The 12,541-nt window shown below is 70.2% G+C and carries 9 protein-coding genes; 8 read left to right on the plus strand and 1 reads right to left on the minus strand.

Annotated features, from left to right (window positions below):
• Nucleotides 1-32: 32 nt before the first annotated feature.
• Entirely contained in the window at nt 33-881 is an 849-nt protein-coding gene (locus ACIHIX_RS13840; RefSeq protein ID WP_399954422.1) for a glycosyltransferase, read from the minus strand.
• Between the two features lie 366 nt (nt 882-1,247).
• Here ACIHIX_RS13840 and ACIHIX_RS13845 point away from each other — a divergent pair, with 366 nt between their 5' ends.
• From ACIHIX_RS13845 to ACIHIX_RS13880, 8 genes are all read left to right on the plus strand, one after another.
• The gene (locus ACIHIX_RS13845) at nt 1,248-2,687 is read left to right on the plus strand and encodes a sugar transferase (protein WP_399954425.1); all 1,440 of its coding nucleotides are present in this window, start codon (nt 1,248-1,250) and stop codon (nt 2,685-2,687) included.
• Nucleotides 2,688-2,764: 77 nt separating this feature from the next.
• Nucleotides 2,765-3,814 carry a Gfo/Idh/MocA family protein gene (locus ACIHIX_RS13850; protein WP_399954427.1) on the plus strand — a complete coding sequence of 350 codons (1,050 nt, stop codon included), beginning with the start codon at nt 2,765-2,767 and terminating at the stop codon, nt 3,812-3,814.
• Nucleotides 3,815-3,846: 32 nt separating this feature from the next.
• Nucleotides 3,847-4,821 (plus strand): SDR family NAD(P)-dependent oxidoreductase, encoded by a 975-nt coding sequence (locus ACIHIX_RS13855; protein WP_399954430.1) that lies wholly within the window; start codon nt 3,847-3,849, stop codon nt 4,819-4,821.
• Complete coding sequence (locus ACIHIX_RS13860) at nt 4,818-5,957, plus strand: DegT/DnrJ/EryC1/StrS family aminotransferase (RefSeq protein ID WP_399954432.1); 1,140 nt, start codon at nt 4,818-4,820, stop codon at nt 5,955-5,957. Before ACIHIX_RS13855 ends, ACIHIX_RS13860 begins: the two co-directional genes overlap by 4 nt.
• Nucleotides 5,954-6,637: an acetyltransferase gene (locus tag ACIHIX_RS13865; RefSeq protein WP_399954435.1), complete on the plus strand. Its 684-nt coding sequence runs from the start codon at nt 5,954-5,956 to the stop codon at nt 6,635-6,637. The genes ACIHIX_RS13860 and ACIHIX_RS13865 overlap by 4 nt, the downstream gene beginning before the upstream one ends.
• Nucleotides 6,634-7,755 carry a DegT/DnrJ/EryC1/StrS family aminotransferase gene (locus ACIHIX_RS13870; RefSeq protein WP_399954438.1) on the plus strand — a complete coding sequence of 374 codons (1,122 nt, stop codon included), beginning with the start codon at nt 6,634-6,636 and terminating at the stop codon, nt 7,753-7,755. The genes ACIHIX_RS13865 and ACIHIX_RS13870 overlap by 4 nt, the downstream gene beginning before the upstream one ends.
• A gap of 128 nt (nt 7,756-7,883) precedes the next feature.
• Entirely contained in the window at nt 7,884-11,417 is a 3,534-nt protein-coding gene (locus ACIHIX_RS13875; protein WP_399954441.1) for a DUF4082 domain-containing protein, read from the plus strand.
• A 74-nt stretch (nt 11,418-11,491) separates the two neighbouring features.
• On the plus strand, nt 11,492-12,538 hold the full coding sequence (locus ACIHIX_RS13880) for a glycosyltransferase family 2 protein (RefSeq protein WP_399954444.1): 1,047 nt from the start codon (nt 11,492-11,494) through the stop codon (nt 12,536-12,538).
• Nucleotides 12,539-12,541 lie beyond the last annotated feature (3 nt).

Here is a 12,541-nt window from a genome sequence, read left to right on the forward strand (position 1 = left end):
GCGGTACTCCAGGTGCGGTGCGCGACGTGCGTTCAGTTCTGCCGACTGCTGTCGTCCCGCAGCCAGGTGTCGAAGTCCCGGTCCCGGATGGCCTTCTGGGCCCGGCGCCGGGAGACGACCGCCGCGCCGACGAACACGACGACCGCCGCGAGGAGCCTCGGCTCCCCGCGGAGCAGGCTCTTGAGGTCGGCCACACTCGTGCGCGCGGTGGCCTCCGCCGGGTCCCGGTGCTGTTCGACCTGCGCGGTGGAGACCATGGCCCGGATCCGTCGTTTGATCAAGTCCCGCCAGGTGCGCGGCGGATGGACCACGACCCGGGCCGCGTCGACCACGCGTCGTTCCTCGGTGGTGAACGCCAGGGACGCGGCCAGGTCGTCGGCCATCAGCGGAGGCAGCGCGGCGATACGGGCGTGGCCCTTCTCGGACACCGCGATCACACCCCGGCCGAACAGGCCTTCCCGCACCGCCGGAAGGCGTTGCCACACCCGGTAATACGCCCGGACCCGCCAGGCGCAGCCGGCCAGCGGAAGGTGCCGTTCCGGAGCGGTGGCGAGGATGCCCGAGGCGTCGTCCGCGAGGGGCTCGGCCAGGGTCCGCGCATCGGCCGCCGAGAGGACGACGTCGGCGTCCACATAGATCCGGGGGAAGCCGAGCGCGTGATCGTCGCCCGCCCGCAGCGCGGCGTGTTTGGAGGGGACGGGGATCTCCACCACCCGTACCCGGGGGCCGCGTTCGGCCGCGATCCGGGCGGTGTCGTCGGTGCAGCCATTGCACACAACCACGATGTCCGTCCGGTCGTCCGCGGGGTCCTCCAGCAGCGAATCGAGGAGCCGGCCGATGACGCGCTCCTCGTTGTGCGCCGGGATCACGATGCTCGTCACCTGGGCAGTATGACGTCGGTGTCGCGATTGCGATGTGTGTTTCGTCCAACTGTTCCCGTGACTGCGTTCAATGCTCTAGATTGAGGTCCGCCGGGCCGGTGAGGGAGGGGAACTTGCCTCAGCGGGCACGTCAAGGCACTGCCTTGGTAACCGGATGGGAAACTCTCATTGACCAACTTGCAAAGGTCATGGGGCGGTTGGGGAACCGTCGCGGATCTTTTTGATTGCTTTCTGGCTCTGCTTTCTTGATTCCGGTGTCGCTGTGTGGAGGAGACACATCGGCACTGATCCAGCCCTGCCGCGGACGTGCGACGGTATGTCCTGATCTCTTGCGGCCAGGGGTAGCTGCGCCTGTGGTGGGGGGCCATGACCATTGAGGTCACGCATGAGCAATTGGATGTGGAACTTAGACGTCCGGCAGCTCGCCGAAGACCCTGGGACCGGAAGTACCGGACCGTTCTGCTGGTCGCGGACGGCCTCGCGGCCGTCGTCGCGGCGTTGTTGATCCACGGCGCCTACGGCCGTTGGGCGGTGGCCCTGGTGCTGCCGCCGACCTGGATCCTGGCGATGCTCGCCCATCGCACATACGACCGCGGTGCCCTGGGGCAGGGGACCGAGGAGTACCGAAGGGTGCTGCGCGGAGCCGTCGCACTGCCCGCCTCTGCGGCGGTCGCGTACTGGCTGTTCGCGCACGACTCGGGCCTCTTCCATGACATGACCATGGCCGCGGTACCGGCTGTCGCGATCGCCCTGCCCGTACGGCATCTGCTGCGACGCAGACTGCTCAGGCGCTGGGCGCGCGGCCGGGACCGTAGCTCGACCCTGCTGGTCGGGCCGGCGCAGGGCATCCTGGAACTGGTCGCCGTGCTGCGCCGCGGCGGGGCACAGGAGTTGCAGCTCGCCGGGGTGTGTCTGACCGACCCGGAGAACGCCACGGAGATCCGCAAGTTGGGGATCCCGGTGCTCGGTGGCGTCGACGACATGCACGACGTCGTGCGGGTCATGGGCGTCAGCACCATGGTGGTCCTCCCGGCGCCCGAGCTCGACGCCTCCGTCCTGCGCCGGATGTCCTGGACGGCCGCCGCCCAGGGCGTCGACTTCCTGCTGGCCCCGATGCTGGCCGACGTGTCCGCGCCGCGGCTCGCGGTGCGGCCCACCAACGGGGTGCCGCTGGTGCGGATCCAGGCGCCGAACCTCTCCCGGTTCGCCCGGCTGCCCAAACAACTGCTGGATCGTTCCCTCGCGGCTGTACTGCTGCTTTTCCTCGCGCTGCCGATGCTCGTCGTCGCTCTCGTCGTCCGCCTCGACAGCTCGGGACCGGCACTCTTCCGCCAACAGCGGGTGGGCCGGTACGGCGACCACTTCACCATGCTCAAGTTCCGTACGATGCGGCCGGACTCCGAGGCCCTCAAGGCGGAGCTGAAGCACCTCAACGAGAACAGCGACGGACTGCTGTTCAAGATGAGGCAGGACCCCCGCGTCACCCGCGTCGGCGCGTTCCTGCGCCGCAGCTCGCTCGACGAACTGCCGCAGCTGCTCAACGTGGTGCGGGGCGACATGTCGCTCGTGGGACCGCGTCCGCCACTGCCCGAAGAGGTCGAGGAGTACACCTCCGACATCAAGCGCCGGCTGCTCGTCAAGCCGGGACTCACCGGACTGTGGCAGGTCAGCGGCCGTTCCGACCTGCCCTGGGACGAGGCGGTCCGGCTCGATCTCGGCTATGTGGACAACTGGTCGATGGGCCTCGACCTGACCATCCTGCTGCGCACCGGGTCCGCGGTGGTGCGTGGAACGGGGGCCTACTGATGAGCCGGGACCTACCCAAGAGCCAGGACCTACCGAAGAACCGGGACCTACCGAAGAACCGAGGAAAGAGGGGCGCTGTGACGCAGGAGCCGTTGGGGGTCGCGGTCGTCGGGGCCGGTTACTGGGGCCCCAACCTCGTACGCAACTTCCAGGCCAGCGACCGCTTCCGGCTGCGCTGGCTGTGCGACCTCGACGTCGACCGGGCCCAGCGGGTCCTCGGCGGCTACTCCACCGTCCAGGCCACCGCCGACTACGCGGCCGTCCTCGCCGACCCCGACGTGGCCGCCGTCGCCGTGGCCACCCCCGCCGGCACCCACCTCGACATCGCCCTGGCCGCCCTGCGCGCCGGAAAGCACGTCCTCGTCGAGAAGCCGCTCGCGGCGACCTACGCCGACGGGATGCGCCTGGTGACCGAGGCGGAGGAACGCGGCCTCACCCTGATGTGCGACCACACCTACTGCTACACACCCGCCGTGGGCCGGATCAGGGACATGGTCCACTCCGGGGAACTCGGCGAGATCCACTTCGTCGACTCCGTGCGCATCAACCTCGGGCTCGTCCAGAAGGACATCGACGTCATGTGGGACCTCGCCCCGCACGACCTGTCGATCCTGGACTTCATCCTCCCCGCGGGCGTCGAACCGGTCGCCGTCGCCGCCCACGGGGCCGACCCGATCGGGGCCGGACAGGCCTGCGTGGCCTATCTGACGCTCACGCTCAACACCGGCGCCATCGCCCACGTGCACGTCAACTGGCTCTCCCCGACCAAGGTACGGACCACGATGGTCGGCGGCGCCAAGCGCACCCTGGTCTGGGACGACCTCAACCCCCTTCAGCGGGTGGCGGTCTACGACCGGGGCGTGGACCTGGCCTCGCCGCAGGAGATCGGTGCGGACGAACGCCGGGACATGCTCGTCTCGTACCGCTCCGGCGACATGGTCGCGCCCGCCATCGGTGAGAAGGAGGCGCTGCGCAGCATGGTCGACGAGTTCGGCGACGCCGTCCGCGAGCGCCGGGCGCCGCTGACCGACGGCCGGGCGGGCCTGCGCGTGCTGGACATCCTCGAAGCGGCGTCTCGCAGTCTCGAGTTCAAGGGCGCGGTCGTCGGCCTGCGCGCCGGGCGTTGAACCAAGTCAACACACGTGAGAGGGCACAGCAGTTGAGCAGCGTTCGTGGCAAGAAGATCCTGGTCACCGGGGGCGCCGGCACCATCGGCTCCAACCTCGTCGACCTCCTCGCCGAAGGCGGCGCCCGCGAGATCGTCGTACTCGACAACTTCGTGCGCGGGCGGCGCGCCAACCTCGCCCAGGCACTGCCGAGCGGTGTGGTGGAGGTCGTCGAGGGCGATGTCCGCGACATCGACACCGTGAAGAAGGTGACCGAGGGCGCCGACCTGGTGTTCCACCTCGCCGCGATCCGCATCACCCAGTGCGCGGAGGAGCCCCGGCTCGCCAACGAGGTGCTGGTGGACGGGACGTTCAACGTGCTGGAGGCGGCGGCAGCGGCCGGCGTCGCCAAGGTCATCGCCTCGTCCTCGGCGTCCGTCTACGGCATGGCCGAGGACTTCCCGACGACCGAGCGCCACCACCCGTACAACAACGACACCTTCTACGGAGCCGCGAAGGCCTTCAACGAAGGCATGCTGCGCAGTTTCCACGCCATGTACGACCTGGACTACGTGGCGCTGCGCTACTTCAACGTCTACGGCCCCCGCATGGACATCCACGGTCTCTACACCGAGGTCCTCATCCGCTGGATGGAGCGCATCGAGGCGGGCGAGCCGCCGCTGATCCTCGGCGACGGCACGCAGACCATGGACTTCGTCGACGTCCGCGACATCGCCAGAGCCAATGTGCTGGCCGCCGAGTCGGACATCACCGACGAGGTGTTCAACGTCGCGAGCGGCACGGAGACTTCGCTGCGCGAACTCGCCGACGGCCTGCTGGAGGCGATGGGCGCGACCGGGCTTGAGCCGGTGCACGGGCCCGCCCGCGCGGTGAACGGCGTGAGCCGCCGCCTCGCCGACACCTCGCAGGCGGCCGAACGGCTCGGGTTCACCGCGCAGATCGACCTGCGGACCGGCCTCAAGGACCTGGTCGAGTGGTGGCGTGCGGAGCGGGAGGCGGCCAAGTGACCACCGACCGCATCCCGGTGATGATCCCGTGGCTCGGCGAGGAGGAGGCCAAGGCCGCCTCCGACGCCGTGCTCTCGGGCTGGGTCGCCCAGGGCCCCCGCGTCGCCGCCTTCGAGAAGGCCTTCGCCGAACGGGTCGGCGCCGAGCACGGCATCGCCGTCAGCTCCTGCACCACCGCCCTGCATCTGTCCCTGGTCGCGCTCGGTCTGGGGCCGGGCGACGAGGTCGTGGTGCCCTCGCTGTCGTTCATCGCGACCGCCAACGCCGTACGGTACGTCGGCGCCGAGCCGGTGTTCGCCGATGTGGACCTCGCCACCGGCAACCTGACCCCGGCCACGGTGGACGCGGTCCGCACGTCGAGGACCAAGGCGGTGCTGGCCGTTCACCAGGGCGGCGTCCCGGCCGACGTGACCGCCCTGCGCTCCGCCTGCGCCGACTGGGACCTGCCCCTGGTCGAGGACGCGGCCTGTGCCATCGGCTCCACCGCCGGCGGCAAGCCGGTCGGGCACGGGGCGCTTCTGGCCGCCTGGTCCTTCCACCCGCGCAAGCTCGTCACCACCGGCGAGGGCGGGATGCTCACCACCGACGACGCCGAGTGGGCCGCGAGGCTGCGCCGGCTGCGCGAGCACGGCATGAACGCCTCGGCGGCCGAGCGCCACGCCAGCAACAAGCCCGTGCTGGAGCAGTACCTGGAAGTCGGCTTCAACTACCGGATGACCGACGTCCAGGCCGCGATCGGCATGGTCCAGCTCGGCAAGCTCGACGCCATGATCGCCCGGCGCCGTGAACTGGCCGCCCGCTACGACGCGTTGCTGCACGACGTTCCCGGTCTGACCGTCGTACGCGATCCCGCGCACGGCCAGTCCAACTTCCAGTCGTACTGGGTGCTGCTGGACGCGGCCTTCCCCGTCGGCCGGGACGAGCTGCTCGGCGCGCTCGCCGACGCCGGGGTCTCCGCCCGGCGCGGCATCATGGCCGCCCACCTCGAACCGGCCTACGTGGACCACCCGCACGCCCCGCTGCCCGTCACCGAGCGGATCACCCGCGACTCGCTGATCCTGCCGCTGTTCCACACGATGACCGAGGCCCAGCAGGACCGCGTCGTGGCCGCCTTGCGTGAACAGGCGGGTAGATGACGGCACTTGTGATCGTCGGCGCCGGTGGCTTCGCCCGGGAGACCGCACAGGCCGTGCGGGACGCGGGCGAGTTCGAGCTGCTCGGACACCTCGACGACAACCCCGCCCTGCACGGCACCGAGGTGGACGGTGTCCCCGTGCTGGGCGGCGGCGACCTGGTGCACCAACTGCCCGACGTCCGGGTCGTGGTGTGCGTCGGCAACCCGCGGGACTACGCCGCCCGGGCCCGGCTGGTCCGCCGGTTCGCTCTGCCCGAGGAGCGGTACGCCACCGTCGTCCACCCGACGGCCGTGGTGTCCGACACCTCGGTGATCGGACCCGGTTCGGTCCTGCTCGCGCACTGCGTCCTCACCGCCGCCGTGCGGGTCGGGGCGCATGTCTCGGTGATGCCGCACGTCGTCCTCACCCACGACGACGTGATCGAGGACTTCGCCACGCTCACCGCGGGCGTCCGGCTGGGTGGGGGAGTACGGCTGGAGCGCGGGGCCTACGTCGGCTCCGGCGCCCTGGTCAGGGAAGGCACCACGATCGGCGCCTGGTCGCAGATCGGCATGGGCAGTGGTGTGCTCGGCGACGTACCGCCGGGCGAGGTCTGGGTGGGGAGCCCGGCCCGGCGACTGCGCGAGGCGGGCGCCGCGGCGCTCGAAGAACTTGTGACTATGGGGGGACCGGCCACGTGAACAACCAGATACCGCTCGTGGACCTGAAGGCGGCTCACGAGGAGGTCGCCGAGGAGGTGCGGGCCGGCTTCGAACGGATCCTCGCCCACACCGCATTCGTCGGCGGCGACGAGGTGCGCCAGTTCGAGCGGGAGTACGCCGACTTCGGCGAGGTCGCCCATGTCGTGGGCGTCGCCAACGGCACCGACGCCGTCGAACTCGCCCTGCGCGCGAGCGGCGTGGGACCCGGCGACGAGGTCGTCGTACCCGCCAACACCTTCATCGCCACCGCCGGCGCGGTGGCCCGGATCGGCGCCCGCCCCGTCCTCGCGGACTGTCTGCCGGACAGCCATCTCCTCGACCCCGGGGCCGCGTTGGCCGCGGTGGGCCCGAAGACCCGGGCCGTGGTGCCGGTGCATCTGTACGGCCAGCTGGCCGAGGTGGACGAACTCGCCACGCAACTGCCCGACCGCGTAAGGGTCGTCGAGGACGCCGCCCAGTGCCAGGGCGCGACCCGCGACGGCCGCACGCCCGGCACCGCCGGCATCGCGGCGACCAGCTTCTACCCCGGCAAGAACCTGGGCGCCTACGGCGACGCCGGCGCCGTGCTGACCGACGACGAGTCGGCGGCCGACCTGGTGCGTGCCATCGCCAACCACGGTGGCGTCGCCAAGTACCGGCACGACGTGCCCGGGTTCAACAGCCGCCTCGACGGACTCCAGGCGGTCGTCCTGCGGGCCAAGCTGAAACGGCTGGCGGACGGCAACGCGGCCCGGCGGGCGGCGGCCGCCCGCTACGACGACCTGCTCGCCTCCCTCGTGGACACCGGCCGGATCGTGCTGCCGGTGACGGCCGCCGGCAACGTCCACGTATGGCACCTGTACGTCGTCCAGGTCGCCGACGCCGACCGGGACGGCATCGTCGGCAAGCTCAACGCCGAGGGCATCGGCGCCGGGGTGCACTATCCGGCCCCGGTCCATCTCACTCCGGCGTACGCCCACCTCGGCCATGAGCGCGGCGACTTCCCGAACGCGGAGCGGGCGGCGGACCGGATCCTGTCGCTGCCGCTCTTCCCGCAGATCACCCCCGACCAGCAGCAGCGTGTGGTGGAAACGCTCACCGACGCACTCGCCGGCTGACTGGTCCCCGCTTCACCCCACCCGCACGGGTCGGTCCAGCACAGCACCGCTGAGAGGTACACATGAACAGATGGAGCAGACGGTTCAGGGGCGTGCGCCTTGCCGTCGCAGCAGCATTGGTTTGGGCGGTGCTCCCACAGGCCGGATCCGCCCAGGCCGCAGTCGACCCGTGCGGATCGGGCTCGAATCCGATCGTCTGCGAGAACTCCAAGGCCGGCAGCCCGTCGACCGACTGGTACTCGCCCAACTCCTACGGCGACATCCAGGGGTTCACCACCAAGGAGAGCGTCCAGGCCGGGGACAGCCTCCAGTTCAAGGTCCAGTCGAAGACGTCGTACCGCATCGAGATCTACCGGCTGGGCTGGTACGGCGGTGACGGCGCACGTCTGATCTCGACCGCGGCACAGGCGGCGACCGTCTATCCCGCGAACTACACGTCCAGCCCCGCCAGTTGCACCAAGAAGGCCGCCACCGGTCTGGTCGACTGCGGCAACTGGCCGGTGACCCAGACCTGGACCGTGCCCAGCGACGCCGTGTCCGGCCTCTACATCGCGAACCTGACGCAGACCGACGGCGACGGTCTGATGCCCTACCCGTTCGTGGTCCGCAAGGACTCCAGCACCTCCGCCGTCGTCGTACAGACCAGTGACCAGACCTGGCAGGCCTACAACGACTACGGCGGCCAGGACCTCTACGGCGGTGCCGGGCCCGCGCCCGACGGCCGTGCCTACGAGGTCAGTTACAACCGGCCGCTGGACATCGGCGGCGACAACGGCATCTACGGTTCCGAGTACATGATGCTGTCGTGGCTGGAGCGCAACGGCTACGACGTCAGCTATCTGTCCGGCGTGGACGTCTCCACCCGCGGCGAGACCCTGCTGAAGAACCACAAGGTGTACCTGTCCTCCGGGCATGACGAGTACTGGACGCAGGACCAGTACTCCAAGGTCCTCGCCGCCCGGAAGGCCGGTGTGCAGGAGGCCTTCTTCAGCGGCAACGAGGTGTTCTGGAAGACCCGGCTCACCCCGAGCATCGACGGCACCAGCACCAGCAACCGCACCCTGGTCTGCTACAAGATGACCAAGATGGCCCAGAACAACGGCATCGCCGACCCGAGCGGCGAGTGGACCGGCACCTGGATGGACCCGACCAGCACCCAGTACGGGCAGTCCTACCAGCCGCCGAACATCCTCACCGGCTCCATGTTCACGGTGAACGGCTACCGCGCCGACGCCATCACGGTCCCCGGCTCGTACGGCAAGAACCGGCTGTGGCGCAACACCTCCATCGCCAACCTCACCTCCAGCCAGACGGCCACCTTCCCGGAGGGCACCCTCGGCTACGAGTGGGACAGCGACATCGACAACGCCACCAGACCCGCGGGGGCCATCGACCTGTCCTCCACGACCGTCGACATCAACGACGGCAAGCTGCGCATGGACTGGGGCAACACCTACGGCAACGGCACCGCGAAGCACAGCCTCGTGGCCTTCCGCGACCAGGACTCCGGAGCCCTGGTGTTCGGATCGGGGACCGTGCAGTGGTCGTGGGGCCTGACCAACCTCCCCACGTACAACCCGGAGGACCAGGTCGTCACCGAGGACGCCCGGATGCAGCAGGCGACGGTGAACCTCCTCGCCGACATGGGCGTCCAGCCGCTGACGCTGCAGAGCGGTCTCGTCGCCGCCACCAAGTCCACCGACACCACCGGCCCGGCCATCACCGTCACCAGCCCCGCCTCCGGGGTCACCGTGCCGGCCCTGAAGCCGGTCACCGTCAAGGGCACCGCCACCGACTCCGGCGGCGGAGTGGTCGCCCGCGTGGAGGTGTCCACCGACGGCGGCACGACCTGGCAGGCCGCGACCGGGCTCAGCTCCTGGACCTACAGCTGGACCCCGACGACCCCGGGCTCGGCCTCCATCAAGGTCCGCGCCGTCGACGACAGCGTCAACATCGGCGCCGTCACCACGATCCCGCTCACGGTCGGCCCCCAGGCCTGCCCGTGCACCGTCTGGCCGGCCACGGCCGTGCCCGGCACCGTCAACGCGGGTGACGGCGGCTCGGTCGAGCTCGGCGTCAAGTTCCGCACCACGGTGGCCGGTTCGATCACCGCCGTCCGCTTCTACAAGTCGCCCTACAACACCGGCACCCACACCGGGAACCTGTGGACCAAGGACGGCAAGCTGCTCGCCACGGGCACCTTCACGGGCGAGTCGGCCTCCGGCTGGCAGCAGCTCAACTTCGCCACCCCGGTCACCGTGAAGGCCAACACCACCTATGTCGCGTCGTACTTCGCACCCAACGGCGGCTACTCCTACGACACGACCTTCGCCGGCAGCGACGCCGGTCTCGCGCCGCTGACGGCACTGAAGACCGGCACCGACGGCGGCAACGGCCTCTACCGCTACACCTCGACGAGCGCCTTCCCGACCTCGGCGGCCTCCGGCAGCAACTACTGGGTCGACGTGGTCCTGGACACCTCGACGGCCAGCACCACCCCGCCCACCGTCACCTCCACCTCCCCGACCTCCGGGGCGACCGACACCGCGATCACCGCGTCGGTGTCGGCCGTGCTCAGCGCGTCCGTCGACTCCGACAACCTGACGTTCACGCTGAAGGACCCGAACGGCAACACCGTGCCGGGTTCGGTGACACTGCCCGCCGCCAACAAGGTGACGTTCACCCCGTCGACCGAGCTGTCGCTGCACACCAAGTACACGGCGTCGGTGCAGGCCTCCGACGTGTGGGGCAACGCCATGGCCGACCCGGTGACCTGGTCCTTCACCACCAGCGCCACCCCGCCCGCGGTCACCTGCCCCTGTGGTCTGTGGAGTTCCTCGGTGGTGCCGTCCACCACGGACATGACCGCCGACCCCAACTCCCTCGAACTGGGCACCCGGTTCACGTCCTCGGCGGCCGGCTGGATCACCGGCGTCACCTTCTACAAGGGCGCGGGCAACACCGGCACCCACACCGGAAGCCTGTGGACCGACAGCGGGACGCTGCTGGCCAGCGGCACCTTCACCAACGAGACGGCGACCGGCTGGCAGACGCTGACCTTCGCCACCCCGGTGGCGGTCACCGCCGACACGGCGTACGTCGTCTCCTACCACGCGCCCAACGGCCACTACGCGGTCGACGGCGGCTACTTCGCCTCGGCCCACCAGTCCTATCCGCTGACGGCCACCGCCGACACCACGGCCCACCACAACGGGCTCTACAGGTACGGGGCGGACTCGGCCTTCCCGACCGGCTCCTACGGCTCGGCGAACTACTGGGTCGGCCCGGTCTTCACCGCCGACAACCCCAGCGCCTCCCTGGCGGCGGAGACGGCGGCCTCGGAGGAGACCGCGTCCACGGTGACCTACACCGCCGACGCCAAGAAGGCCCTCGTCATGGCCGTGCCGGCCAAGGCCACGGTGACGTCCGTCGACGCGGACCTGACCATCCTCACAGGTGCCAAGGCCGCCAAGAAGCTGCACGTCACGACGGTCGTCTCCTACAACAGGGCCACCCACACGGTGTCCGTCCACCTGTCCGGTCCGCTGCCGGACGGCACGAGGTTCAAGGTCAGGGTCACGGCCCAGGACAAGCACCACGAGAAGGTGAAGTCCCAGACCTGGACCCTGACCAGCAAGACCGTCCGCAAGAAGAAGAACTGACCGACCGGAACCCACCGGTGGTGGTCTCCCCGCGCAACGGGCAGACCACCACCGGGGATTGGCTACCCCCACCGATGAGCAGCGTCAGTGTTGTCATCCCGTGCTACAAGTACGGCCACTTCCTCGCCGACTGTGTGAGCAGCGTCCTGGACGAGAACCCCGGGGTCGACCTCCAGGTGCTCATCATCGACGACGCCTCGCCCGACGACTCGGCGCAGACGGCACGCAAGCTCGCCGCCGCCGACCCGCGGATCGAGGTCCACGTCCACGAGACCAACAAGGGCCACATCGCCACCTACAACGAAGGCCTGCTGGAGTGGGCCGACGGGGACTACGTGGCCCTGCTCTCCGCCGACGACCGGCTCGTCCCGGGCGCCCTCACCCGCGCCGCCGCACTGCTGGACGCCCACCCCGAGGCGGGCTTCGCCTACGGGCGACCGCTGCGTTTCCAGCACGGCGGCCCGCTGCCCAAGGCCCGCACCCGGAGCACCGGTTCGGCCGTCTACCCCGGACAGTGGTGGCTGGAGCGGCGGTTCCGGGAGGGCACCGGCTGCATCACCTCACCGGAGGTCGTCGTCCGCACCGGCCTCCAGCGCAAGGTCGGCGGCTACGACCCGGACCTTCCGCACGCCGGCGACATCGAGATGTGGATGCGGCTCGCCGCCCACGCCGACGTCGGCTACATCCGCGGCGCGGACCAGGCCTTCTACCGCGTCCACGGCAACAACATGTCGACGACCGACTTCGGCGGACAGCTCGACGACCTGCGCCAGCGGCTGATCGCGTACGACTCCGTGCTCGCCAAGTGCGGCGACCGGCTCCCGCACGCCGACCGCCTCGCCGACCAGGTCCACACCCGCCTCGCCCGCTACGCGCTGCGCCGCGCCTACCGCGCCTACGACCGGGGCCGCACCGGCGTCGTACCGGTCGACGAGTGCGTGGCGTTCGCCGAGGAGTGCCTGCCGGGATACCGGGCCCTGCCCGAGTACCGGGCGCTGCGGCTGCGCAGACGGATCGGTCCGAATGCGATGCCGTACCTCCAGCCCCTGGTGTGGTCGGCCGTGGCCGAACGCGGCCGGGAGTGGCTGTGGTGGGAGTCCTGGAAGCGCCGCGGTATCTGATGC

It is taken from the genome of Streptomyces sp. NPDC051913, from assembly GCF_044593635.1.
Taxonomy (GTDB): Bacteria; Actinomycetota; Actinomycetes; order Streptomycetales; family Streptomycetaceae; genus Streptomyces.